This is a genomic window from Rhodococcus sp. YH1, from assembly GCF_009939605.1.
GTDB classification, from domain to species: domain Bacteria; phylum Actinomycetota; class Actinomycetes; order Mycobacteriales; family Mycobacteriaceae; genus Rhodococcus; species Rhodococcus aetherivorans.
Window position 1 is genome coordinate 20,454 of the sequence record NZ_WVTE01000108.1, and the last position, 24,657, is coordinate 45,110.

General features: G+C 70.0%; 24 protein-coding genes. 9 read left to right on the top strand and 15 right to left on the bottom strand.

All coding sequences use genetic code 11. The annotated features are described in order from the left end of the window. Window positions 1-42 precede the first annotated feature (42 nt). From AIIKEEIJ_RS32540 to AIIKEEIJ_RS10020, 3 genes are read left to right on the top strand one after another with little or no spacing between them, the layout of a single operon-like run. Entirely contained in the window at window positions 43-216 is a 174-nt protein-coding gene (locus tag AIIKEEIJ_RS32540; protein WP_006937887.1) for a hypothetical protein, read from the top strand. Between the two features lie 56 nt (window positions 217-272). Further along, window positions 273-1,742, top strand: coding sequence for an alpha,alpha-trehalose-phosphate synthase (UDP-forming) (locus AIIKEEIJ_RS10015; protein ID WP_164528090.1), 1,470 nt, complete (start codon window positions 273-275; stop codon window positions 1,740-1,742). Next, window positions 1,739-2,272: a response regulator gene (locus AIIKEEIJ_RS10020; RefSeq protein WP_338020932.1), complete on the top strand. Its 534-nt coding sequence runs from the start codon at window positions 1,739-1,741 to the stop codon at window positions 2,270-2,272. The genes AIIKEEIJ_RS10015 and AIIKEEIJ_RS10020 overlap by 4 nt, the downstream gene beginning before the upstream one ends. A 13-nt stretch (window positions 2,273-2,285) precedes the next feature. On the opposite strand, the gene AIIKEEIJ_RS10025 is transcribed toward AIIKEEIJ_RS10020, so the two are convergent. The 12 genes from AIIKEEIJ_RS10025 to AIIKEEIJ_RS10080 form a co-directional block, all read right to left on the bottom strand. Next, on the bottom strand, window positions 2,286-2,870 hold the full coding sequence (locus AIIKEEIJ_RS10025; RefSeq protein WP_029541061.1) for a hypothetical protein: 585 nt from the start codon (window positions 2,868-2,870) through the stop codon (window positions 2,286-2,288). Continuing rightward, a complete protein-coding gene (locus AIIKEEIJ_RS10030; RefSeq protein WP_050034586.1) occupies window positions 2,867-3,397 on the bottom strand; it encodes a hypothetical protein in 531 nt (176 codons plus the stop codon). Before AIIKEEIJ_RS10030 ends, AIIKEEIJ_RS10025 begins: the two co-directional genes overlap by 4 nt. Next, window positions 3,397-4,812, bottom strand: coding sequence for an MCE family protein (locus AIIKEEIJ_RS10035; protein ID WP_161995567.1), 1,416 nt, complete (start codon window positions 4,810-4,812; stop codon window positions 3,397-3,399). Before AIIKEEIJ_RS10035 ends, AIIKEEIJ_RS10030 begins: the two co-directional genes overlap by 1 nt. Next, a complete protein-coding gene (locus tag AIIKEEIJ_RS10040) occupies window positions 4,809-6,044 on the bottom strand; it encodes an MCE family protein (RefSeq protein WP_161995568.1) in 1,236 nt (411 codons plus the stop codon). The genes AIIKEEIJ_RS10035 and AIIKEEIJ_RS10040 overlap by 4 nt, the downstream gene beginning before the upstream one ends. Beyond that, complete coding sequence (locus AIIKEEIJ_RS10045) at window positions 6,041-7,372, bottom strand: MCE family protein (protein ID WP_006937873.1); 1,332 nt, start codon at window positions 7,370-7,372, stop codon at window positions 6,041-6,043. The genes AIIKEEIJ_RS10040 and AIIKEEIJ_RS10045 overlap by 4 nt, the downstream gene beginning before the upstream one ends. Beyond that, window positions 7,369-8,427, bottom strand: a complete 1,059-nt coding sequence (locus AIIKEEIJ_RS10050; protein WP_006937871.1) for an MCE family protein — start codon at window positions 8,425-8,427, stop codon at window positions 7,369-7,371. The genes AIIKEEIJ_RS10045 and AIIKEEIJ_RS10050 overlap by 4 nt, the downstream gene beginning before the upstream one ends. Beyond that, window positions 8,424-9,443, bottom strand: coding sequence for an MCE family protein (locus tag AIIKEEIJ_RS10055; RefSeq protein ID WP_006937869.1), 1,020 nt, complete (start codon window positions 9,441-9,443; stop codon window positions 8,424-8,426). Before AIIKEEIJ_RS10055 ends, AIIKEEIJ_RS10050 begins: the two co-directional genes overlap by 4 nt. A gap of 72 nt (window positions 9,444-9,515) precedes the next feature. Then, window positions 9,516-10,694 carry an MCE family protein gene (locus AIIKEEIJ_RS10060; protein WP_006937867.1) on the bottom strand — a complete coding sequence of 393 codons (1,179 nt, stop codon included), beginning with the start codon at window positions 10,692-10,694 and terminating at the stop codon, window positions 9,516-9,518. A 4-nt stretch (window positions 10,695-10,698) separates the two neighbouring features. Further along, window positions 10,699-11,547, bottom strand: a complete 849-nt coding sequence (locus tag AIIKEEIJ_RS10065) for an ABC transporter permease (protein ID WP_161995569.1) — start codon at window positions 11,545-11,547, stop codon at window positions 10,699-10,701. A 20-nt stretch (window positions 11,548-11,567) separates the two neighbouring features. Further along, window positions 11,568-12,332 (bottom strand): MlaE family ABC transporter permease, encoded by a 765-nt coding sequence (locus tag AIIKEEIJ_RS10070; protein WP_006937862.1) that lies wholly within the window; start codon window positions 12,330-12,332, stop codon window positions 11,568-11,570. A 483-nt stretch (window positions 12,333-12,815) separates the two neighbouring features. Further along, the gene (locus AIIKEEIJ_RS10075; protein WP_029541047.1) at window positions 12,816-13,760 is read right to left on the bottom strand and encodes a 3-oxoacyl-ACP reductase; all 945 of its coding nucleotides are present in this window, start codon (window positions 13,758-13,760) and stop codon (window positions 12,816-12,818) included. A 121-nt stretch (window positions 13,761-13,881) separates the two neighbouring features. Next, window positions 13,882-14,067 carry a ferredoxin gene (locus AIIKEEIJ_RS10080; RefSeq protein ID WP_006937853.1) on the bottom strand — a complete coding sequence of 62 codons (186 nt, stop codon included), beginning with the start codon at window positions 14,065-14,067 and terminating at the stop codon, window positions 13,882-13,884. Window positions 14,068-14,246: 179 nt separating this feature from the next. Here AIIKEEIJ_RS10080 and AIIKEEIJ_RS10085 point away from each other — a divergent pair, with 179 nt between their 5' ends. The 5 genes from AIIKEEIJ_RS10085 to AIIKEEIJ_RS33975 are packed head-to-tail and all read left to right on the top strand — an operon-like array spanning window position 14,247 to window position 19,594. Beyond that, on the top strand, window positions 14,247-15,425 hold the full coding sequence (locus AIIKEEIJ_RS10085; RefSeq protein WP_029541042.1) for an acyl-CoA dehydrogenase family protein: 1,179 nt from the start codon (window positions 14,247-14,249) through the stop codon (window positions 15,423-15,425). A gap of 23 nt (window positions 15,426-15,448) precedes the next feature. Further along, complete coding sequence (locus tag AIIKEEIJ_RS10090) at window positions 15,449-16,564, top strand: acyl-CoA dehydrogenase family protein (protein WP_161995570.1); 1,116 nt, start codon at window positions 15,449-15,451, stop codon at window positions 16,562-16,564. A 59-nt stretch (window positions 16,565-16,623) separates the two neighbouring features. Further along, the gene (locus tag AIIKEEIJ_RS10095) at window positions 16,624-18,258 is read left to right on the top strand and encodes an AMP-binding protein (RefSeq protein ID WP_161995582.1); all 1,635 of its coding nucleotides are present in this window, start codon (window positions 16,624-16,626) and stop codon (window positions 18,256-18,258) included. Between the two features lie 56 nt (window positions 18,259-18,314). Continuing rightward, window positions 18,315-18,806 carry a DUF6194 family protein gene (locus AIIKEEIJ_RS10100; protein ID WP_161995571.1) on the top strand — a complete coding sequence of 164 codons (492 nt, stop codon included), beginning with the start codon at window positions 18,315-18,317 and terminating at the stop codon, window positions 18,804-18,806. A 17-nt stretch (window positions 18,807-18,823) separates the two neighbouring features. Next, on the top strand, window positions 18,824-19,594 hold the full coding sequence (locus AIIKEEIJ_RS33975; protein WP_161995572.1) for a TipAS antibiotic-recognition domain-containing protein: 771 nt from the start codon (window positions 18,824-18,826) through the stop codon (window positions 19,592-19,594). A 71-nt stretch (window positions 19,595-19,665) separates the two neighbouring features. Here the strand turns inward: AIIKEEIJ_RS33975 and AIIKEEIJ_RS10110 are convergent, their stop codons facing one another. The 3 genes from AIIKEEIJ_RS10110 to AIIKEEIJ_RS10120 are packed head-to-tail and all read right to left on the bottom strand — an operon-like array spanning window position 19,666 to window position 23,673. Further along, on the bottom strand, window positions 19,666-20,883 hold the full coding sequence (locus AIIKEEIJ_RS10110) for a cytochrome P450 (protein ID WP_338020933.1): 1,218 nt from the start codon (window positions 20,881-20,883) through the stop codon (window positions 19,666-19,668). 10 nt (window positions 20,884-20,893) lie between these two features. Beyond that, window positions 20,894-22,006: an NAD(P)H-dependent flavin oxidoreductase gene (locus AIIKEEIJ_RS10115; protein ID WP_043797477.1), complete on the bottom strand. Its 1,113-nt coding sequence runs from the start codon at window positions 22,004-22,006 to the stop codon at window positions 20,894-20,896. 11 nt (window positions 22,007-22,017) lie between these two features. Further along, on the bottom strand, window positions 22,018-23,673 hold the full coding sequence (locus AIIKEEIJ_RS10120) for an acyl-CoA synthetase (RefSeq protein ID WP_072634281.1): 1,656 nt from the start codon (window positions 23,671-23,673) through the stop codon (window positions 22,018-22,020). A 77-nt stretch (window positions 23,674-23,750) separates the two neighbouring features. Between AIIKEEIJ_RS10120 and AIIKEEIJ_RS10125 the strand changes: the two genes are divergently transcribed. Next, window positions 23,751-24,605, top strand: a complete 855-nt coding sequence (locus AIIKEEIJ_RS10125) for a crotonase/enoyl-CoA hydratase family protein (RefSeq protein WP_161995574.1) — start codon at window positions 23,751-23,753, stop codon at window positions 24,603-24,605. Window positions 24,606-24,657: the final 52 nt, after the last annotated feature.

Genomic DNA, 24,657 nt, shown 5'->3' on the forward strand with positions numbered 1-24,657 from the left:
ATGACCTGCTCGAACGGAGCAGCCAGCCCGGGAGGAACCACCATGGCCGCGGACGCCACCACCGAGAACGACATCCCCGACGAGGAACTCGAACCCGTCGCGGACGAGACGGCCCGTCAGGCACAGCGTGTCGTCGCTGCCTACGCGGAGGATGCGGACGAATGCCGCATGCTGCTGTCCATGCTCGGCATCGGGCCGAACCCGAAGACGGACTGAGCGGATACCGGCGAACAAGGACAGAGGAGCACCACGTGGCTGCAGGTGAGGAGTCGATGCACGTGGGTGGTTCGGACTTCGTGGTCGTCGCGAACCGCCTGCCCGTCGACCTCGAGCGTCTTCCGGACGGCTCGACCCGATGGAAGCGCAGCCCGGGTGGCCTCGTCACCGCGCTCGAGCCGATCCTGCGCAACAACCGCGGAGCGTGGGTCGGCTGGGCCGGTGTCGCCGACGCCGAGCTCGACCCGATCGTCGAGGACGGCCTCGAGCTGCATCCGGTGCCGCTGAGCGGGCAGGAGATCGCCGACTACTACGAGGGCTTCTCCAATGCGACGCTGTGGCCGCTGTACCACGACGTCATCGTCCGGCCGGAGTACCGGCGGGAGTGGTGGAACACCTACGTCGAGGTCAACCGCCGGTTCGCGGAGGCGACCGCGAAGGCGGCGGCACAGGGCGCGACGGTGTGGGTGCAGGACTACCAGCTGCAGCTGGTGCCGAAGATGCTGCGGATGCTGCGGCCGGATCTGACCATCGGCTTCTTCCTGCACATTCCGTTCCCTCCGGTGGAGCTGTTCATGCAGATGCCGTGGCGGACCGAGATCGTCGAGGGCCTGCTCGGCGCCGATCTGATCGGCTTCCATCTGCCCGGCGGTGCCCAGAACTTCCTGTACCTCGCGCGCCGGCTGGCCGGTCATCAGACCTCCCGCGGCACCGTGGGTGTGCGCTCGAAGCTCGGGGTGGTGCAGGTCGGGTTCCGGGCGGTGCGCGTCGGTGCGTTCCCCATCTCCATCGACTCCGGGCAGCTCGACGAGCGGGCCCGCCGCAAGTCGATCCGCGACCGCGCCAAGCAGATCCGCAAGGAGCTCGGCAACCCGAAGCACATCATGCTCGGCGTCGACCGGCTCGACTACACCAAGGGCATCGACGTCCGGCTCGACGCGCTGCTCGAGCTGATCGCCGAGGGCCGGGTGGATCCGGCCGAGACGGTGATGGTGCAGCTGGCCACCCCCAGCCGCGAGCGCGTCGAGTCGTACGTGCAGATGCGCGGCGCCATCGAACAGACGGTCAGCCGGATCAACGGCGAGTACGCCGAGGTGGGCCGGCCCGTGGTGCACTACATCCACCGGCCCATTCCGCGCGACGAGCTGATCGCGTTCTTCGTCGCGGCCGACGTCATGCTGGTGACGCCGCTGCGCGACGGCATGAACCTCGTCGCCAAGGAGTACGTGGCCTGCCGCAGCGACCTCGGCGGCGCCCTCGTCCTGAGCGAATTCACCGGGGCGGCAGCGGAACTGCGCCAGGCATTCCTGTGCAATCCGCACGACCTCGAGGACGTCAAGGACAAGATGGAGGCCGCGCTGAACCAGTCCCGCGAGGACGGTCGGCGGCACATGCGGGCACTGCGCCGGCAGGTCCTCGCCCACGACGTGGACCGATGGGCGCGCTCCTTCCTCGACGCACTCGCGCATCAGGGCGCGGCCGGTCCGGCGCTGATCGCGCCGGCGGAGGTCGGCGAGCCCGAGTGACAAGCACACCGGACCGCGAAGCCTACGGTGTCCGGTCGTCGTCCGAGCGCAACGTCGAGGAGGCGACGACCGGGACGCCGGCACAACGCATGCCCACGCCCGCCGATTCCCTCGACGTGCTGCTCGTCGAGGACGACGTCGGGGACGAGCTGATCATCCGGGAGTCGTTCGAGGCCAACGAGATCGGCAGCACGCTGCACGTGGTGCGGGACGGCGCGGAGGCTCTCGACTTCCTGTACCGGCGCGGGGCCCACGCCGGCGCCGTGCGGCCGGCGCTGGTGCTGCTCGATCTGAACCTGCCGAAGTACGACGGGTGGCAGGTGCTCGAGGCGGTCAAGTCCGATCCCGACCTGGCGTCCATCCCCGTCGTCGTGCTGACGACGTCCACCGCCGAGGAGGACGTGGTGCGCAGTTACCGGTTGCGGGCCAACGCCTACGTCTCCAAGTCGGTGGACTTCGACCGGTTCGTCGCCACCGTGCGGCACATCGACCGGTTCTTCGTGCACATGGTGCGCCTGCCCGGCCGCTGACCGTCCGCCCGGCTCAGATCGGGGTCAGGCGGCTCACCAGCCAACGGCCGTCGTGCTTCTCGAGTTCGACGCGGACGCGGCTGCCGCTGCTGACCGCCTCGGGATTGACGGAACTGGTGGTGATCTGGTTGAGGAACAGCAGGGTCACCGCCCGGTCGGCCTCGGCCGACACGACCGACGACGCCTGCACACTCACCTGCACGGTGATCGCCTTCTCCTTGGCGCCGGGCGCGATGACGTTCTTCATCAGGTTCGTGTACTCGTCCCGGAAGTCGCCGGTGAGCCCGTCGGAGGCGGCGGCGACCTGCTCGTCGACCGTGGCGTGGTCGTACGCGAGCATCGCGACGGCCTGCTCCTCGGCGGCCTGCAGGGCCTCGGTCCGGGCGGCCTCGGCGCCGTCGCGCTCGACCTTGTCGTACACGCCCACGCCGACGAGGCCGGCGAGCACGATCGCCGCGGCGGTGAGGGCCGCGAGCAGCATCCGGCGCGCACCTCCCCCGGAGCCGGGCTGCGCCGTAGCGCTTTCCGCGCCCTCCACGCCCGCGGCGTCGTCGGTCTTCTCGAGGGTCACGGCCTCGTCCTTCGAATGCTCGGTCATGGTACGAAATCCACCTTCGAGGCCAGCAGCCGACCGTTCTCGTCGCAGATCGTCACCCGCAGCCGGAAGTCGCGGGGCTCGGGTTCGGGCTGTTCCGCGTTGCTGACCATCGACCGCGCGGCCACGAGCGAGGACATGCAGGCGCCGTCCTCGGCCTGGATTCCGGCCTCGATCACCTCACCGGTGGTGTCCACGTTCGCCTTGGTCACCACATCGACGAAAGGCCCTTCGCGTCCTTCGAATTCGGCCTTGAAGTCACCGGTCGCCCCGTCGAGCAGACGCTGTACGTCCTCGGCCGCGCTCTGCGGGTGGATGGTGGTCAGATTCAGCACGGTCTGCCGCGCGGCCTGCAGGTACGCCGCCCGCCGGGCGTCGTGGTCGCGGTCGGCCGTCGCGCCGAGCCACAGCCACACTCCGGCGCCCACCAGGGCGAGGACGATCAGGGCTGCGACCGCGGGGAGCACCCGGCTCTGCCGGGCGGGTCCGGTCTCCGGCGTCGATGTCGTGGGGGTCTCTTCGTCCGCCATCAGCCTTGCTGCGCCTTCATGTACGTCTCCAAACTGGTCTCTGGGCCGGTGTCGACGTTGCGGTACACCGTACCGTCGGGACCGATGTACGTTCCCGTCGCCGGGTCGATGCCGCGCGCCGTCACCCCGGCGGGCGCGGCCGCACCCGTCCCGGTCGCGTGCGAGGCGGGCACCGGCATGTCTCCTTCCGACTGCACGGGCGTCGGGGCGCCCCGCCACGGGTTGTCGAGGTATTCGGGCTGGTACCCGTTGCGGCACGCCTCCGGCGTGGGGGCGCGCCGGCCCGGGAACTCCATGCACGGCAGGTTCCGCGCGCCTCGCACGGCGTTCGGATCCGACTGCGGGAGCTTGCAGTACACCTCGCCGGGGGTGTCCACCATCGTGGTGTCCGCAGGGCTGCGCCACTGTTCGGGCGGCAGGAAGCCGGACAGGCACGGCGGCGGATCGTGCAGCTGCAGGTGGAAGTCGACGACCGCGCCGTCCTCGGCCGGTCCGCTGCCGGCCGCGGTGATCAGCGCCGTGGTCATCGGCGGGTACAGCACCAGGATCTGTTCGATGCCGGCGTTGTAGAGCACGCCCACCTCCCCGACGCCGACCATGTTGGCCAGCAGCAGCGGCAGCGTCGGCCGCAGGTCCTGCAGCAGCTGTTCGGCCTCGGCCGCGGCGCCCGGCCCCTTCGCGAGCACCGCCCGCAGGTCGGTGTCGGCGGCCCGCAGCCCGTCGGTGAACGTCAGCATGTCCCGCGTCCAGGAGCGGATCGCGTCGCTGGTGACGACCTGGGTGTCGAGCAGCGGACCGAGCTGATCGAGCAATGCCTTCGTCTGCTCGCTGCCGGCGCTCGCCTCCTGCACGAACAGGCGGGTCGAGTCGATCAGCCGCTGCAGGTCGGGCCCCGACCCGTTGAACGCGTCGAACGACTCGTCGACGACGGTGCGCAGCCGTGTGTCGCTGATGCTGGCGAGCAGGACGTCGGCCTGGTCGAGCAGCTCGCCCACCTCCTGCGGCACCGACGTCCGGTCGGCCGGGATCACGTCGCCGTCCGACAGATACTCCCCGTTCGAACCATCTTGCGGGGGAACGAAGTCCACGTACTGCTCGCCGACGGCGGACACGCTGCGGACCGCCGCGTCGACGTCGGCGGGGATCGAGCGGTCGCTGTCGATCGACAGGATCGCCGCCACTCCGGCCGGCGACAGCTGCACCTTGTCGACCACCCCGACGGTGTTGCCGCGGTAGGTGACGTTGGCGTGCGGGTAGAGCCCGCCGGTGGAGGGCAGTTCCACGATCACCGTGTACCGGCCGACGCCGAGCAGCTGCGGGAGCCGCACGTACTGCAGCGACATCACCAGCAACCCGACCACCGTGAGCACCGAGAAGATGGCGAGCTGGATCCGGACGAACTTCGACAGCATCATGGCGCGGGCACCCCCAGCGGGGGCAGCCCCGGAACGGTGATCTCCCCCAGACCGGGGACCGACAGCGTTGCGGCCGGGCCGGGCGCGGGTTGCGCGGCCGGCTGCTGGAGCGGGGCCTGGAAGGGGTCCGCGGACTGGGCCGCCAGCCCGGCGTCCCGGCCGAGGATGCCTTCCGGGCCGGCGAGGCGCCCGGCGAGCGGGGTGCCGGTGAGGAAGTTCAGGTCCAGCCGTTCGAGGGTGAGGTCGATGGTCATGGCGAGGTTCGCGTAGTCGCCCCGGATCACCTGGTCGATGCCGGCCTGCGGGAACGGATAGGTCAGCAGCACGCCGAGCACCTCGGTCAGCGCGTTGCCCGAGTCGGCGAGCGCACGCAGTGTCGGAGCCAGCGCCTGCAGGTTGGTCTGCAGGTCGTCGCCGCTGTTCTCGACGAGCCGGCTGGCGACGGTGCTCATCTCGCCGAGCGAGGTGAGCGCGGTGGTCAGGTCCTGCCGCTGTTCCACCAGCACGTTCAGCGCGGCCGGCATCTCGTCGAGCGCACGGACGAGGGTGGCGTTCTGCGCGTCGACCGTCCACGCGAGCCGATCGATGCCCTCCATCGCGGCGATGATGTCGCCGCGCTGCCGGTCGAGGGTGCCGACGAGTTCGTCGAGCCGCGGCAGCAGGTTCCGGATCGAGTCCTCCCGCCCGTTCAGCGCCGCGTTCAGCTCGGTGGTGATGTCGTTGATCTGCGCGAGTCCACCGCCGTTGAGGACCACCGACAGCGACGACAGCGTCTGCTCGGTGGTCGGGTACACCCCGGCCCGCTCGAGCGGGATCAGGTCGCCGTCCTCGAGCCGGCCCTGCGGCGGCTCGTCCGCCGGCGACGCCAGTTCGAGGTGCTGCGAGCCGAGCAGGCTGGTCTGCCCGATCTTGGCGGTGGCGTTCGCCGGGAGTTCGACATCGCCGTCGAGGGCCACCGTCACGAGCGCGTGCCAGTCCTCGACCTCGATCTTCGTGACGCTGCCGACCTGGACGTCGTCGACCCGCACCGGCGAGTTCTGCGTCAGGGTGGTCACATTCGGCATCTGGATCCGTACCTGGTAGGCGTCCTCGCCGTGCCCGGCGGTGCCGGGCAGGGGGAGGGAGTTGAGCCCCTCCCATTCGCATCCGGTCAGCGTCAGGGACGCCGCGACCACCATCGCGGCGGCGGCGTACCGCCGTGCCGGGCGGGTGTGCCGGGTTCGGGTGCTCATCGTCCTCCTCCCGGCTGCAACAGCGCACCGAGGTCGGGGGGAACCGTCACGGTGGGCAGATCCGAGAGCGGCCCGGCCGGCGGCGGAGTGGCGTCCGCGGGTGCGATGCCCCGGCCCGCCGCCTCGGCTTCCGCCTCGAGACCCGGTTCGGTGTACACGATCTGGTCGGGGAACGCCTCCACCGCGGCGATGGGGTTGGTCATGATCGGCAGGTAGTTCATCGCCAGCGACTGGAGGACCGGCCCGAGCTGCTGGCGGCACAGTTCCGCGCTGCGGTCGGAGGTGGCGTTCGCCGCGGCGGCCACGGACCCGCACATGAACTCGACGGGGTTGGCGAGGTTGCTGATCGCCAGCGCACCGGTGAGCGAGCCCTGGGCGGGCTTGTAGATGTCGTAGAAGTTCGCCAGCGCCGTCGGGCCGGAGTGCAGGACCCGCTCGATCTCGGGCCGCTTGCGTGCGAGCACCTCGGTGGCGTCGGCGAGGCGCTGCACCGACTCGGTCAGCGCTGCCCGGTTGTCCTGCACGAACCGCTGCACGTCGCCGACCGCGAGGTCGAGGTCCGCGAGCGAGGTGCCGAGCTGGCCCGAGCTCTGGGCGAGGACGTCCGAGACCGACGCCAGCCGGCCACCGAGCTGGACGATCTGCTCGTTGCTGGTCGAGAGCACCGACACGAACGCCTGCAGGTTCCGGACGGTGCCGAACAGGTCGGTGCGCCCCTCCGACAGGGTGTGCATGGTGTCGGACAGTTCGCGCAGCGTGGCACGGACGGTCAGGCCGTTGCCGTCGAGGTTCTCGGCGGCGGTATCGATGAAGCGGCCGAGCGAGCCCTGGGGGTCGAGGCCCTGGGGGCCCAGCGCCTCCGACAGGCGCATCAGTTCCGTCTTGATCTGGTCCCATTCGACCGGCGAGGCGGTGCGCTCGACCGGGATCGTCGCGTCGTCGGCGAACTGCGGGCCGCCCGAGTACGCCGGGGTCAGCTGGATGAAGCGCGCGGACACGAGGCTCTGCGCGATGATCACGGCCTTGGCGTCGGCCGGGATGTCGACGGAGTCGTCGACCTGCATCTGCACGCGCACCAGGTCGTCGCCCGGCTCGATGCGGGTGATCGTGCCGACGCTCACGCCCAGCACGCGCACGTCGTCGCCCTCGTACAGGCCGCTCGTGGAGACGAATTCGGCGTTGATCGTGCGCTTCCCCCAGCCGGGCAGCACCACGGCGAATGCGACGAGGGCCAGGGCCACCACCGCGACACCGGCGATCACCGGTATCAGCAGGCGGCGGCGCTTTCCGGGCCGCCCCCCGGGGGCCTCGAGGGTGTGGGTGCTCATTCGCCATCCTTCGTGATCGACGGCGGGTTCTTCGGAATGATGTCCTGCAGGTCCTGCTGCAGCAGCTCGGGGGCGACCGTGCTGTCGACCAAGGCCTTCCACCACGGCGCGGGCAGGACGTTCGACACGTACGCGTTGAAGAACGGACCGCTCGCCACGGACTCGCCGAGCGCGCTGATGTACGGGCCGAGACCGTCGAGGGCGCCGGCGATGTTCTCCTTGTTCGCCTGCAGGTTGGCGGTCACCGCGTTGAGCTTCTCCAGGGTGGGAGCCATCTGCGCCTGGTTCTCCTGCACCAGCGCCGACAGCTGCCGTGAGACCGCGGAGATGTTCGCGATCAGCTCGGTGATCGCGTCGCGGCGCACGCTCAGCTCCCCGAAGAGGGCGTTGGCGTCCACCACGAGGGCGTTGATCCGGTCGCTGCGCTCGGCGAGGATGCCGGTCACCGATTCGGCGCGGGCCAGCAGGTCCTCGAGCGACTCGTCGCGCGCGTTGATGGACCGGGACAGCCTGGTCATTCCCTCGAGCGCCCCGCGCAACTCGGGTGGGGTGTCCTGCAGCGAATCCGACAGCGCGTTGAGCGAGTCGTTGATCTGCTCCGTGTCGAGATCCGACACCGATGTCGTGAGGTCGCCGAGAGCGTCGGTGAGCGAGTACGGGGAGTCGGTGCGCGCCAGCGGGATCGGCTCGCGCGGGTCGAGCGTCCCCGAACCGTAGGGCTGCACCGCGAGGGACTTGCGGCCGAGCACCGTGTTCGTCTTGATGTCGGCCCCGGTGTCCTCGCCGAGCGCGATGCCGTCGCGGACGGTGAAGGCGACGAGAACCTGCTGGTCGTCGAGGCGGACGTCGGTGACCTCGCCGACGTCGACACCGGCGAGGGTGACGGTGTCGCCGGGCACGAGACCGCCGGCGTCGGCGAAGTACGCCGAGTAGGTCAGGCCGCCGGAGAGGAACTGCAGCTGGTCGTACTGCAGGCCGGCGAGCACCGTCGCGGCCGCGACGGACAGGCCGACGATGCCGACCTGCACGGGATTGCGTTCACGGATCGGACTCATTCGATCTTCGCGCACCTTCCGGTCGTCTGCTCGGCCGACGTGAAACGGATGGTGGTCCCGTCCGGTCCCGAGAACTTGAACGTGTTGGCACACAGGAAGAATTGGAAGAAGTTGCCGTACACCCCCACCCGGATGAGCTTCTTGTAGTCGTTCGGCAGCCGCTCGAGCGTCCGGTTGATGTCGTCGCGCCCGAGGTCGAGCTGCGTCATGGTGCGGTTGGTCTCGGCGATCACCGACTGCAGGTCCGGCCGGTTGTTCTGCAGCAGCGAGGCGAGATCCCCGGTGCCGGCCGCGATCCGCGGGATGGCGGTGCCGATCGGGTCGCGGTCCTGCGCGAGCCCGCTCACCAGGGTCTGCAACCGGTCGACGGTCTCGGTGAACTGCTGGTCGTTCTCGTCGATGGTGGCGAGGACGGCGTTGAGGTTGTCGATGACGTCGCCGATCAGCCGGTCCCGGTCGGCGAGGGAGTTCGTGAACGAGTTGGTGTTGCCCAGCAGCGACACCAGGGTGCCGCCCTGCCCCTGGAAGACCTGGAGCAGCGCGCCGGACAGGTCGTTGACCTGCTGCGGGTCGAGGCCCTGCAACAGCGGCTTGAATCCGCCGAGCAGCAGGTCGAGGTCGAGCGCGGGTTCCGTCTGCGCCACCGGGATCGTGCCGCCGGCCGGCAGCGTCTCGCCGGTACCCGGTCCCTCGAGCAGCTCGAGGTAGCGGTCGCCCACCAGGTTCTCGTACCGCACCGTGGCCTTGGTGCTCGCCAGCAGCGTGTGCTCGGCGTCGACGTCGAAGGACACCTCGGCCTGGTTGCCGCGACCGATGTCGACGCTGTCGACCGACCCGACGGGCACCCCGGCGATGCGGACCTTGTCGCCGGCCTGCAGCCCGGACACGTCGGTGAACGTCGCGTGATAGGTCTGCGTGCCGGTGAACCGCACCTGGCTGAACACGATCGCCAGTGCCGCGAAAATCAGCACCATCACGACGGTGAACGCGAGGAACTTGACCGTGGTGGCCCTCACCGGATCACCCCGCTTCCCCGCGGCGCCCGGCCCACCGGGCGCGTCCACGTCCGCCTCTGCGACTCCGGCATCTCACTCGCCTCCCGGGAGCATGTCGCCGAACAGGAAACCGAAGATCGTCGGGTACCGCACCCACGTCTCGGTGTTCGGGTGGAACGGCACGGGATGGGTGTCGGCGACGACGAAGGGGGCGTGGCCGTCGCGCTTGGGATCGAAGGCCGGCAGCCCGTGGCAGTTCGGCCCACCCGTCGCGCCCACCACCGGCAGGTCCTTCTCGTGGTCGTACATGGTGGCGCCGCCCAGGAAGTTCGTGCTCAGCATCAGGGCCGGGTACTTGCCGGTTCCGGCCATGGGCTCGAAGGCGATTCGCGCGTCGTTGAGCCCGATGATGAAGCACGTCAGCTCCGGCGAGTACTCGCCGAGCAGCGTCGTGGTCTCCGTCAGCAGGTCCAGCGCCGAGGTCAGCTGCGCCTCGTTCTCGCCGAGGACGTCGCGACCGGTGTTCGCCAGGCCGGTGACGTTCATCAGCATCAGGTCCAGGTTGGCCTGCTCGTCGACGACGGTGTTGCCGATCGAGGTGGCGTTGTCGAGCAGGTTCATCACGTCGGGCGCGACGTCGGCGTACAGGTTGGTGACGTCGGCGGCCACGGCGAGGTCGTACTGCAGTTGCGGCAGCGAGGGATTCATCGTCGCGAGATAGTCGTCGGCCTCGACGAGGGTGGCGCCGAGGGTGTCGCCGCGACCGTTGAGGGCCTCGGAGATCGCCCCGAGGGTGGCGTTGAGCTTCTCCGGCTGGACCTGCGCGAGCACGTCGGACAGGTGCTGGAAGACCGTGTTGAACTCGACGGTGACGTTCTCGGCCGCGATGATCGCGCCCTCCTGGAGCGGCACCGGCGACGGATCGTCCGGCATGAGCAGATTGACGAACTTCGCGCCGAACACGGTGGTGGACTCGATGGCCACGCGCACGTTGGACGGCACCAGGTGCAGCTGGCCGGGATCCATCGCGAGCTGCAGCAGCGCGCCGTCGGGGGTGTGCTCGACGGACCGGACCCGGCCCACCTCGACACCGCGGAGCTTGACCTTCGCGTCGGGCTCCAGCACCAGGCCGGACCGCGCCGAGGTGACCGTGACCGGGGTGGTGGCGGTGAAGGCACCGGCGAACATCAGCAGCGCCAGCGCGACGGCGACGGTGAGTCCCCCGACGAGACCTAGGGCCGCGAGTTTCTTCTTCCAGGAAGGTGTGTCCATGCGCCTATCCCGACAGGTTGAAGTTGCCGGTCGCCCCGTACACCGCGAGCGAGATGAGCAGGGTCACGGTCACCACGGCGATCAGGGATGCGCGCACGGCGTTGCCGACGGCGACGCCGACACCGACCGGGCCGCCACCGGCGTTGAAGCCGTAGTAGGTGTGGATCAGCATGACGGCGACCGCCATGACGATGGCCTGCACGAACGACCACAGGATGTCGGTGGGGATGAGGAACGTGTCGAAGTAGTGGTCGTACACGCCCGCGGACTGGCCGTAGAGCACGACGGTCGCGAAGCGGCTGGCGATGAACGAGGCGATCACCGCCAGCGAATACAGCGGGACGATCGCGATCATCCCCGCCATCACGCGGGTGCTCACGAGATACGGGATCGACGGGATCGCCATGACCTCGAGCGCGTCGATCTCCTCCGAGACCCGCATGGCGCCGAGCTGGGCGGTCGAGCCGGCGCCGATGGTGGCGGCCAGGCCGATGCCCGCGATGGTGGGCGCCGCGATGCGGACGTTGATGAAGGCGGCGAAGAAGCCCGTGAGCGCCTCGACGCCGATGTTGCCGAGGGAACTGAAGCCCTGCACGGCGATGATCCCGCCGGTGAACAGGGTCAGGAAGCCGACGATGACGACCGTTCCGCCGATCACGGCGAGCGCACCGATGCCCATGCTGATCTCGGCGATCAGCCGGACCGTCTCCTTCGGGTAGTGCGTGATCGCGCGCGGGGCGTATCCGAGCGCCTTGCCGAAGAAGAGCGCCTGCTCGCCGAGCCGGTCCACGGAGTCGGAGGCGCGGGCGATACGGCGCCGCACGCGGGGGAAGCGCCAGGAGATCACTGCCATCTACATCACCGCCGTGCCGGTCACCCGCCCGTCAGCTTGATGCCGACGGCGGTGACGAGAAGGTTGACCACGAACAATGCCATGAAGGCGAACACGACCGTCTGGTTGACGGCGTCGCCGACGCTCTTGGCGCCACCCTTGACGTTGAGGCCGAGGTAGGCGGCGACGAGGCCGGCGATCATGCCGAACAGGCCGGCCTTGACCTGGGAGATCACGAGTTCGCCGAAGCCGGTGAGCAGGGTGATGCCGTTGACGAAGGCGCCGGGGTTCACGTCCTGGAGGAAGACGGAGAACGCGAAGCCGCCCAGGATGCCGATGGTGCACACCAGCCCGTTGAGCAGCAGCGCCACGACGGTGGACGCGAGGACCCGGGGCACGACGAGGCGGTGGATCGGGTTGATGCCGAGCACGCGCATCGCATCGATCTCCTCTCGGATGGTGCGGGCGGCGAGGTCCGCGCAAATGGCGGTGGCGCCGGCACCGGCGACGATGAGCACGGTGACCATCGGGCCGACCTGGGTGACCGCGCCGAGTGCGGCGCCGGCGCCGCTGAGGTCGGCGGCACCGATCTCGCGCAGCAGGATGTTGAGGGTGAAGCTGACCAGGACGGTGAACGGCACCGCGACGAGGACCGTCGGCACGAGGGAGACCCGCGCGACGAACCATGCCTGATCGACGAACTCGCGTCGCTGGAAGGGCCGGGAGAACACGGCCCGAGCGGTCTCGCCCGTCATCGCGAAGAATCCACCGACCGCGCGGAGCGGTACCTCGAGGAGGTCTACCACCGTCTCCTCCTCCGTTGGTTCGCTCGCCGGCCGAGGCCGGCGAGGGGTCAGCTTGTGACCCGCGTCATACTAACTAGAACGTGTTCACGTGTCAAAGACCACTGCGACGCGGCGTGACACGGCTACCTCTGCGGGCGGGAGCCCCGCCGCACCGACCGAACCGGCGGCGCTCGCGTCGAGCGGAAAATCGGGGTTCGAACTGGGAATTCAGTGGACCGCGATCGGATCCGCCGCCCGTCCACGGGACCGAACTCGGTCGGGAACCGCGCCGGCCGCCCCTTCGCGAACCGCGTCGCGGGACGCAAAACTAGAACAGGTACTACACGATCTCCGAGCGGCCTCCGGCCGCGCGTTCACGCGCCCGGATCGCCGGACGACACGCGAGCCCGGGGTCGGGCCGACACTAGCCGGATCGGCCCCGGACGGCGCGATATTACCGAAGGACAACGTTGCATGTCACTTCGGGTACCGCCTAGTGGGACGTCAGAGGGCGAGCGCCTGCGCGGCCGAGAAGTTACGGGCGGGGTCCCGGTCGCCGAAGTAGCCGCCGACCCGTTCGGCGAGGCTCTCCGGGGTCCACCGGACGTCCGCGTCGAAGCGCTGCTCGACGACGGGCGCGGCCATGAGCGCGACCATCGGGCCGTAGACGACGAAGACCTGGCCGTTGATCCGGTCCGCCGCGGGCGACGCCAGGTAGGCGACCAGTGCCGAGACGTGCTCGGGCGACAGTGGATCCACCTCCCCCTCGGGCGCGGCACCGAAGACGCCCTCCGTCATCGCGGTGCGGGCCCGCGGGCAGATGGCGTTGGCGCGCACCCCGTACCGGGACAGGCCCCGCGCGGCGGAGAGGGTGAGTGCCGTGATTCCCGCCTTGGCGGCGCCGTAGTTGGCCTGCCCCTCGGGGCCGAGCAGGCCGGCCTCGGAGGACGTGTTGACGATCCGGCCGTAGACGGGACCGCCGGCCTTCTTGGACTCGCCACGCCAGTACGCCGCCGCGTTGCGGCACAGCAGGAAATGGCCGCGCAGGTGCACGGCGATCACCGCATCCCAGTCCTCGTCGGACATGTTGAACAGCATGCGGTCCCGCACGATTCCGGCGTTGTTGACGACGATGTCGAGGCCGCCGAAGCGTTCCTGTGCCGTCGCGAGCAGCGCGTCGGCCGTGGCACGTTCCGCGACGCTGCCGGCGACGAACGCCGCATCGGCGCCGAGGTCGCGGATCTCGGCGAGAGTGTCCTCGACGGCATCGGTCGCCGCGAGATCGTTGACGACCACCGCGGCGCCGGCCCGGGCCAGCGCGACGGCCTCCGCCCGGCCGAGCCCGGCACCGGCGCCGGTGACGACGGCGACCTTGCCGTCGAGACCCAGGCCCCCCTCGTCCGTCGCACCGTTTCCTGCGGGGCCGAGACCGTTGCCGGTTGCACTCATGGACGCGCTCTCCCTAGCGATGTCGGGCGGCCCACCCGGGGCCGCCGCGCTCCTGGTCGCCGCGGATTCCGGCGACCCCCGGAAATGTAGAACGTGTTCTCGTTTCTGACAAGGGGCGCCGTCAGGCCTCGCTCAGCGCCGCACGCGGACACTGGGCGATCGCCGTGCGCACGTCCTCCTCCCGCTCCGGCGCGATGGGGTGCGTGACGATCAGCTCGTCGTCGTCGTTCAGATCGAACACCTCGGGCGCGATTCCCACGCACACGCCGTTCGCCTCGCAACGATCGAAGTCGACCTTGACCTCCATGAACAGACCTCGCTTCTCGCTTGCTCGACCGATCGGGCGCCGGACGCGCAGGCTGGCGCGACGGCTCGAAAACCAGGCTAGAACGCGTTTCAGTTCTGTGCAATGATTCGGGAACATCGCCGAGCCGGTCCCGGTCCTCGGCCGTCGACCAGCTGCCTACCCGACGAACGGAGCGGTTCGTGGACATCGCGTACACCCCGCAGCAAGAGGAACTCCGCGCGCAGTTGCGCGCCTACTTCGCCGACCTGATGACCCCCGAACGACGGGAGGCGCTCGCCGCGACCACGGGCGAGTACGGCGCCGGCAACGTGTACCGGGAGGTCGTCCAGCAGATGGGCAAGGACGGCTGGCTCACGCTCGGCTGGCCCGAGGAGTACGGCGGGCAGAACCGTTCGGCCATGGACCAGCTCATCTTCACCGACGAGGCCGCGATCGCCGGCGCGCCGGTCCCGTTCCTCACCGTCAACTCGGTGGCGCCCACGATCATGCACTTCGGCACGCCCGAGCAGAAGGAGTTCTTCCTGCCGAGGATCTCCGCCGGCGAGCTGCACTTCTCCATCGGCTACTCCGAGCCCGAGGCGGGCACGGATCTCGCGTCGCTGCGCACCACCGCCGTGCGCGACGGCGACGAGTGGGTGATCAACGGCCAGAAGATGTGGACGAGCCTGATCGCCTACGCCGACTACGTGTGGCTCGCGTGCCGCACCGATCCGAATGCCCGGAAGCACAAGGGCATCAGCGTCCTCATCGTGCCCACCACCGCCGAGGGGTTCTCCTACACGCCCGTGCACACCATGGCCGGCCCCGACACCAGCGCCACCTATTACCAGGACGTGCGCGTCCCGGCGTCCGCGCTCGTCGGCGCGGAGAACGGCGGCTGGGCGCTGATCACCAACCAGCTCAACCACGAACGCGTCGCGCTCACCTCCGCGGGCCCGATCCTCACCGCGCTGCAGGAAGTGCGCGCGTGGGCGCAGCACACCCGCCTGCCCGACGGCCGCCGCGTCCTCGATCAGGAATGGGTGCAGATCAACCTGGCCCGGGTCCACGCCAAGGCCGAGTACCTGAAGCTGATGAACTGGGAGATCGCTTCCAGCACTGCGCCGCTCGGACCCGCACCGGCGTCGGCGAACAAGGTGTTCGGCACCGAGTTCGCCACCGAGGCCTACCGCCTGCTGATGGAGATCCTCGGCCCGTCGGCCACGCTGCGGCAGAACTCCCCGGGCGTGCTGCTGCGGGGCCGGCTCGAACGGATGCATCGCAGCTCCCTGATCCTCACCTTCGGCGGCGGCACCAACGAGGTCCAGCGCGACATCATCGCGATGACCGCCCTCGGACAGCCACCCGCCAAGCGCTGACACTCCACCGGAAGGGACAAACCGTGGACTTCACCCTCACCGAGGCGCAGCAGGACCTCGCCGGCCTCACCCGCCGCATCGTCACCGAGATCGTCACCAACGACCACCTGCGCCGGCTCGACGCCGCCGACGACCGCATCGACCACACCCTGTGGGACGCGCTCGCCTCCTCGGGCATCCTCGGCGCGGCACTGCCCGAGTCCGTCGGCGGCGACGGCTTCGGACCGCTCGAACAGACGAGCATCCTCACCGAACTCGGCCGCGGCGTCGCCGCCGTCCCCTACCTGTCCTCGATCGTCGTGTCCGCCGCCGCCGTCGCCGAGTTCGGCAGCGACGCGCAGCGTCGCGACTGGGGCGAACCCGCCGCCACCGGCGAGAAGATCCTCACCACCGCCCTCGAGGAGGAACTGAACGACGACCCCACGTCGCCGACCACCACGGCACGTCGCGCCGACGGCGGATGGATCGTCGACGGCACCAAGATCCTCGTCGACGCCGCGCCTGCCGCGGACCTGTTCCTCGTGCCGGCCTCGACCCCCGACGGCGTCACCGTGCTCCTCGTCCGTCCCGGCGATCCCGGCGTGACCGTGACCCGCCAGTACGACACCGGCCTCGGCTGCCTCGGGACGCTCACCCTCGCCGCGGCCTCCGTGCCCGGGGACCGCGCGCTCGGCACCGACGGCCGCGCGGTCACCGTGTGGCTGCGCGACCGCGGGCTGCTCGGCTCGGCCGCATACCAGTACGGGGTGCTCGACCGGGCGCTCGAACTCACCGCCGGGTACGCCCGCGAGCGGGTGCAGTTCGATCGGCCCATCGGCAGCTTCCAGGCGGTGGCCCAGCGGCTCGCCGACGCCTACATCGACGTCAAGGGCGCCCGGCTCACCCTGTGGCAGGCGGCCTTCCGCGCGGAGGCCGGGCTGCCCGACACCGGGGAGCTGCGCACGGCCGCGTTCTGGGCCGCCGACGCCGGGCACCGCGTCGCGCACACACTCGTACACGTCCACGGCGGAGTCGGCCTGGACGAGGACCACCCCGTGCACCGGTACTTCCTGGCCGCCAAACACCACGAGTTCCACCTCGGGTCGGCCACCGCGCAGCTGCGGCACCTCGGCGCGTCCCTCGCGGAGGCGCCGGCGTGAGCGTCCCGATCAGCGGAACCGGCACCCCACCCGCCGCGGCGATGCCCCAGGATGCCGGCATGACCGACGTCCCCACCGTGACCGCGCTCCTCGAACGGCTCGCCACCGTCGACGATCGTGGCCTGCAGTTCGAGAACATGTCGCTGTCGTGGCGCGAGCACGTGCAGGCCGGCCGGGACCGGGCCGCCCTGTTGCACGAACTGCTCGACCCACGCAGACCCCGGCACTTCGGGATCCTCATGGACAACGTGCCGGAGTTCTCGATGCTGCTCGGCGCCGCGGCGCTGTCCGGCTCGGTGGTGGTCGGGCTGAACACCACCCGTCGCGGGCAGGCCCTCGCCCGCGACATCGCGCTCGCGGACTGCCAGGTGGTGTTCACCGAGGCCGCGAACGCGCGGCTGCTGGACGGACTCGACCTCGGCGGCGTCCGGGTGATCGACGTCGACTCCGCCGAGTGGGCCGATCTGCTCGCTCCCCACACCGGTTCCACCGCCGCGCCGGCGCCCGTCGCCGCGACCGATCTGTTCATGCTGATCTTCACGTCCGGCACCAGCGGCGACCCGAAGGCCGTGTGCTGCACCCACGAGAAGATCACCGGCCCCGGAGTGATGCTCGCGGAACGGTTCGGTCTCGGCGCCGACGACGTCGTGTACGTGTCGATGCCGATGTTCCACTCCAACGCGATGATGGCCGGCTGGGCGGTGGCGCTGGCGGCCGGGGCCGGGATCGCCCTGCGGCGCAGGTTCTCCGCCTCCGGCTTCCTGCCGGACGTGCGCCGCTTCGGCGTCACCTACGCCAACTACGTGGGAAAGCCGTTGTCCTACATCGTCGCCACCCCGGAGGAGCCCGGCGAGGCGGACAATCCCCTGCGCATCATGTACGGCAACGAGGGCACGGCGCCCGCGATCGCCGAGTTCCGCCGGCGGTTCGGCGCGACGGTCGTCGACGGGTTCGGCTCCACCGAGGGCGGCATCTCGATCTCCGCGGCGCCCGATGCGCCGCCCGGGGCGCTGGGACGGCTGCCCGAGGGCGTGCGGATCCTCGACCCGGACACCGGATCGCCCTGTCCGGTCGCCGAGTTCGATGCCGACGGCCGCATCCTCAACGCCGACGTCGCGACCGGTGAGCTCGTCAACGTCGCCGGGGCCGGACTGTTCGCCGGCTACTACAAGAACCCGGAGGCCGACGCCGAGCGGGTGCGCGACGGCCGGTACCACAGCGGCGATCTCGGCTACGCCGACGCCGACGGGTTCGTCTACTTCGCCGGCCGCAGTTCCGGCTGGATGCGCGTCGACGGCGAGAACATCGCGGCCGCTCCGATCGAGCGGGCCCTGCTCCGCTACCCGGGCTTCGCGCAGGTCTCGGTCTACGCGGTCCCGGATCCGCAGGTCGGCGACCGGGTGATGGCCGCGGTCATCCCGACCGCGGATTCCGCGTTCGACCCCGTCGCACTCGCCGGGTTCCTCGACGCGCAGGGCGATCTCGGCCCCAAGCAGCTGCCGACGCTGATCCGGGTGTGCCGGGACTTCCCGCGCACCGCCACGTTCAAGATCCTCACCCGCACGCTCAGCGCCGAGCGGTGGCACTGCGGCGACCCGGTATGGGTCCGCCGCCGCGGCGAGCGCGAGTTCACGCCGCTGACCGACGACCTGGCGGCCGAGTTGCAGCCGCAGGTCACCGGATCGGGCCGATAGGCGATCCGGCACGAGGACTTGAACCTGACGTTGCGTCAGGTCGTAGTGTCCGCCCCATGACGACGAACGAACCCCGATCCCTCACGGTGGACGACATCATCGACGTCGCGGCGGCCCTGCCCGGGGTGGTGGCGACCACGGCCGGGGAGGACAACGGCGCGCCCCGGCAGGCGTGGGGCGACACCTTCCTGTTCTTCGATCCGGACGGCACCACCCCCGCCGACCGCAGGTTCCCGTTCGCCACGATCGTCGTCCACGACTACGACGGCTTCGACACCGCGTCCCACCTCTACCGGACGGGGGTGTTCCGGCTCAACGTCGCGGTCGGCCGCGACGAGTTCCGCGACCTGCTGGGTTACCCGCCGGCCGGGCACGCGCGGCACGGCGCCGCCGTGGACTACACCGCCCTCGATCTCCTGCTTCCCCATCCCGTGTACGCGCCGCAGGGGTGGGTGTCGATCCTGAACCCGGGCGTGCGCACCGCCGCACAGGTCCCCGGCCTGCTCGCCGTCGCCCACGCCCGGGCGGCGCGACGACACCGGCCGTGACGGCGCATCATCGACGTGTGGACGGCGAGTACACGGTCGGGGACGTCGCGCGGATGGCCGGCGTCTCGGTGCGCACGCTCCACCACTACGACCGGATCGGCCTGCTCGTGCCCCATGGACGCAGCGCCGGCAACCACCGCCTCTACTCGGCCGCCGACGTCGAGCGGCTGCGACGCATCCTGTTCTATCGCGCGCTCGACTTCGGCCTCGATGCCATTGCCGACATGCTCGCCGATCCGGGCGCGACCGTCGACGATCACCTCCGCCGCCAGCGGCGGCTTCTCGAACAGCGCCGGGACCACCTCATCGGTCTGCTCGCGGCGCTCGATCGCGAGCTCGAGGCGCGGCGCACGGGTGTATCGCTCACCCCTGAGGAGCAACTGGAGATCTTCGGAACCGACCGGTTCGCCGAACGATTCGCGGCCACCGAGCCGGACTGGCCGAATCACGACCAGTGGGAGCGGGCGGCGCACCGCGCCGCGGGGCACACCAAGGAGGACTGGGAGACGATCAAGGCCGAGGCCGACGCCGACATCCGAGCGTTCGTCGAGACGATCGCGGCGGGCGAGCCGGCGGACGGACCGGTAGCGATGGATGCCGCCGAGCAGCACCGCCGCCACCTCGAACGCTGGTTCGGCCCGTGCAGTCCGCAGCAGCACTGCGAGATCGCGGCCCTGTATGTCTCCGGCGACGCCGCCACCGCCGAGTGGGAGGAGTTGGCGCCCGGGCTGCCGCGGTTCGTCCACGACGCGATCGTCGCGAACGCGCGGCGTGTCCGTGGGTCGTGACAGGGAGGTTCTCGTTCCGAGCGGGAGGATCCTGGTCGACGCACCCGCACGATGCCGCGACATACTCCCGCTCACCGCCACAACCTCCCGCTCGGCTGACGCAGGAGGGCGGGCAGGCTCACCCAGCCGCGGGTGAACGACGACTGCAGACGCACCCCCGATGCCGGATCGACCGACACGTGGGGATACCGGGCCAGCAACTCCTCGAGCGCAACCCGGGACTGCAGCTTCGCCAGGTGCGAGCCGATGCAGAAGTGGGGACCGCTGGAGAATCCGAGGTGCCGCGGAATCGGCCGGGAGACGTCGAACTTCTCTGCGGTGTCGCCGAATTCGCGTTCGTCGCGATTGGCGGCGCCGTAGAGCATCATCACCTTCTCCCCGGCCGGAATCGTCACCCCGTGCAACTCGACGTCACGGGTGGTGGTGCGCGCGAGTCCCTGCACCGATCCCTCCAGCCGCAGCGTCTCCGTCAACGCGCCCGGGATCCGGGAAGGCTCGTCGACGAGCAGGTCGCGCTGGCGGTGATCGGTGTCGAGCAGCATCACGGCGTGCGAGATCAGGTTTCCGGTGGTGTCGTTGCCGCCGGCCACCATGACGAAGCAGAACCCGAGGATCTCCCAGTCGGTGAGCAGTTCGCCGTCGGACTCGACGGTGGTCAGGGCGCTGATCAGGTCGTCGCCGGGTTCGCGGCGGCGCTCGCCGATCAGCCGCGAGAAGTACTCGAACATCTCGGCGACGGCGTCGGGTGCGCTCATGGCGGCCACGTCGAATCCGCTGTCCTGCAACGCCGTCAGCGCGGCGACCCACGGATCGAACCGGGCCCGGTCGGCCGCCGGCACGCCGAGCATCTCCGCCAGGACGAACGTCGGGACGGTCGAGGAGAATTCGCGGTGCAGATCGACCTCGGGTCGCCCGGCGAACGAATCGAGCCGGCCGCGGACGAACCCGCGCACGGCGTCCTCGAGCGCCGCGACGCGCCGGGGCGTGAACCCCTTCGCGATCAGGCTGCGCAGCTGCCCGTGCCGCGGGGGGTCGAGCATGACGATCGTCGGGGCGAGACCCAGTGTGCCGATCTCGTCGGGAACGAACGTCAATCCCCCAGCGGACGAGTAGGTCTCGGTGTCGCGCACCGCGTTCCACACGTCCTCGAAACGGGACAGCACCCGGAACGGCGGAATGCCGTTCCGGGTGCTGACGTGGCGGTGCACCGGGTCCTCGTCCCGCAGCATCCGGTAGGCCGGGTAGGGGTCGGCCAGGAACTGCGGATCGAAGGGATCGTAGACGGTCACCACCGGTCCGTCACCGTGCTGCGTTCAACCGGTCCACGGCCCGCTCGTACCCCTCGACGAGCTCGGCCATGATCTCCGCGACCGGCCGGATCTCGTTCATCCGGCCGACGATCTGCCCGACGGGCATCGCGACGACCTCGGGATCGTCCGCGGCGGCGATCCGCTGGTGGGCTTCGCTCACGAGCAGGTTCTGCAACGGCATCGGCAGCGGCGACGGGGCATCGGGCTTCGACCATGCCTCGGTCCACTTCGTCTTGAGCAGGCGGGCGGGCTTGCCGGAGTAGATCCGCGAGCGGACGGTGTCCGACGATGTCGCGCCCAGCAGGGCCCGCTGGACCGACGACGGGCCGTCGGCGGCAGCGCCGAGCTTGTATTCGGAGGTGGTGAGCCAGTAGGAACCCATCCACACCCCGGACGCGCCGAGCGCGAGCGCGGCCGCGACCTGCCGCCCGGAGCCGATACCGCCGGCGGCAAGCACCGCCGCCGAATCGCCGAGGGCGTCCACGATTTCGGGCCAGAGCACCATCGAGGCCACCTCGCCGGTGTGCCCGCCCGCCTCGTACCCCTGGGCGATGACGATGTCGACGCCGTTCTCGACGTGCCGCCGGGCATGCTCGACCGCCCCGGCGAGCGCCGCGACGGGCACCCCCTTCTCGTGGGCGAGGTCGATCACGTCCTTCGGCGGGGAGCCGAGCGCGTTGGCGATGAGCGCAGGCCGGTGCTCGAGGGCGACGTCCACATGTGCGCGGGCGACCGAGTGCAGCCAGCCGAGGACGCCGGCCGCGTGTTCGGCGGACTCGTCGAGCGGCGGCACGCCGAGCTCGGCGAGGGTGCGCTCGACGAAGGCACGGTGCTCGGCGGGGATGAGCTTGTCGAGGTCGACGGCGGTGCCCTCGGTGGGAACCTTTGCGGGCATCACGACGTCGACCCCGTAGGGCTTGCCGTCGGTGTTCTCGTCCATCCAGGTGAGCACGGCGTCGAGCTCGTCCGGGTCGTTGAACCGGACACAGCCGAGGACGCCGAGACCACCGGCCCGGCTGATCGCGGCGGCAACGTGCTCGGACGGGGTGAACCCGAAGATCGGGTACTGGATGCCGAATTTCCTGCTGAGATCGGTGTGCATCCCGGTCCCTTCTAGCTCGCCGCGGCGGAGCCGTTGGTGTGGTGGTCGTCCGCTGGGCGCTGCTCGGTCTGTTCCTTGGCCCAGCGGTAGTCGGGCTTGCCGGCCGGCGAACGCTTGATGGCGTCGACGTACCAGACACTGCGCGGAATCTTGTAGCTGGCGATCTGCGTGCGGGCCACCTCGACGAGGTCGGCCAGCGTCGGGCGGGTACCGGCGCGGGGCGCGATCACGGCGGACACCCGCTGCCCCCAGCGCTCGTCGGGCACGCCGACGACGAGGACGTCGAACACGTCCGGGTGGGCCTTGAGGGCGCCCTCGACCTCCTCGGGGAACACCTTCTCGCCACCGGTGTTGATGCAGACGGACCCGCGGCCGAGCATGGTGACGGTGCCATCGGCCTCGACCCGCGCATGGTCGCCCGGGATCGAGTAGCGGACGCCGTGGTACTCGCGGAAGGTCGCCTTGGTCTTGACCTCGTCCTTGTAGTAGCCGATGGGGATGTGGCCCTTGCGGGCGAGCACGCCCACCTGTCCGGAGCCGGCCTCGACCGGATTTCCGTCGTCGTCGATCACGGCCGTGGAGGCGTCGATCTTGACGGTGGGGCCACCCGAGTGGGCCTGGCCCTTGGCGACGATGCCGAGTCCGCCGAAGCCGGTCTCGGACGAGCCGATCGAGTCGGTGATCACCGTGTTGGGCATCAGGTCCAGGAAGCGTTCCTTCAGCGCCGGGGAGAACAGCGCGGCGCTCGACGCCATCGCGAACAGGGACGAAAGATCGTACTTCTCACCGGTTCCCGGACGTCCGCTCTCGAGCGCGTCGAGCATCGGGCGGCCCATCGCGTCGCCGGTGATGAAGATGACGTTGACCTTGTGCTCCTCGATGACGCGCCACACCTCGTGGCCGTCGAACTCGGGATGCATGATCACCTTGCCGCCGCTGAACAGCGACTGCAGCACCGCCCACTGGGCACCGCCGTGGATGAGCGGGGGGATCGGGAAACGGACCAGCGGCGGGCTCGCGGCACCGGTCTTTGCGAGTTCCCATTCGTCGGCGACGTATTCGCCCGTCATGAAGTTGATGCCGCCGCCGAGTACGCGCCACACGTCCTCCTGCCGCCACATCACGCCCTTGGGGCTGCCGGTGGTGCCGCCGGTGTAGAGGATGTAGAGGTCGTCGGCGCTGCGTTCGCCGAAGTCGCGCTCGGGTGAGCCCTGAGCCAGCGCGGACTCGTAGTCGACGCCGCCGTAGCTCGCGTAGTCGAGATCGGTGCCGTCGTCGACCACGACGACGGTGCGGATCTGCGGGCAGTGCGGCAGCACGGCGGCGACCTTGTCGGAGTAACGGCGCTCGTGGACGAGCGCGACCATGTCCGAGTTGTCGAAGATGTACTGCAACTCGTTCTCGACATACCGGTAGTTGACGTTCACCATCACGGCACGAATCTTGAACACCGCGACCATCGCCTCGATCGCTTCGATGGTGTTGCGGGAGTAGATACCCACCTTGTCACCGGGCTTCACGCCCCGTTCCTGCAGATAGTGGGCGAGCCGGTTGGCGCGCTCCTCCACCTGCGCGTAGGTGACCTCACGTCCGTCCGACGCGAGCGCGACGCGGTCGGGAACGAGGTCGATTGCGTGCTCTACGAGGTCTGCGATGTTAAGGGCCACGTCACAAAAGTAGAACGTGTTACCGTTTCTGACAAGACCCGGATGAGATCCAGTTCACAACCCCTCAGGAGTCCTCAGTGTCCACCACCGCATCGGAAGTTTCCGGCATTTCGGCAGACGCCCCGCACTGCCTCGTCGAGCAGCGCGGCTCGGTCCTGATCGTGACCATGAACCGGCCCGAGGCCCGCAACGCCCTGTCCGGCGAGATGATGGCGATCATGGCCGAGGCGTGGGACCGCGTCGACAACGATCCGGAGATCCGGGTGGCCATCCTGACCGGCGCCGGCGGCGCGTTCTGCGCGGGCGCCGACCTCAAGGCGATGAACCGGTCGGCCCCGGGCGACAGGTTCGAGCAGGGCGAGCGAAGCGACGGGAAGAGCAAAGGCGGTGGCTGGGATCTGTCCAGGCTGCCCGCACTGCTGAAGGGCCGTCGCCTCACCAAGCCGCTGATCGCCGCGGTCGAGGGCCCGGCCATCGCCGGCGGCACCGAGATCCTCCAGGGCACCGACATCCGCGTCGCCGGGGAGAGCGCGAAGTTCGGTGTCTCCGAGGCCAAGTGGGGCTTGTTCCCTCTCGGCGGCTCGGCGGTGCGGCTCGTCCGCCAGATCCCCTACACGATCGCCGCCGACATCCTGCTCACCGGCCGCCACATCAAGGCCGCCGAGGCCAAGGAGATCGGCCTGATCGGCCACGTCGTCCCCGACGGCCAGGCTCTCGACAAGGCCCTCGAGATCGCCGGGACCATCGCCGCCAACGGCCCCCTCGCCGTCCAGGCCATCCTGAAGACCATCCGCGACACCGAGGGCATGCACGAGGAGGAAGCCTTCGAGATCGACGCGAAACTCGGCGCCGAGGTCTTCAAGAGCGCCGACGCCAAGGAAGGCCCCTGCGCGTTCACCGAGAAGCGCACCCCGAAGTTCACCGGCGCCTGACGGGCCGGAGGCCCGGGCCGAGCGAATGTATCGCTCACCTCCGTAGTCCGAC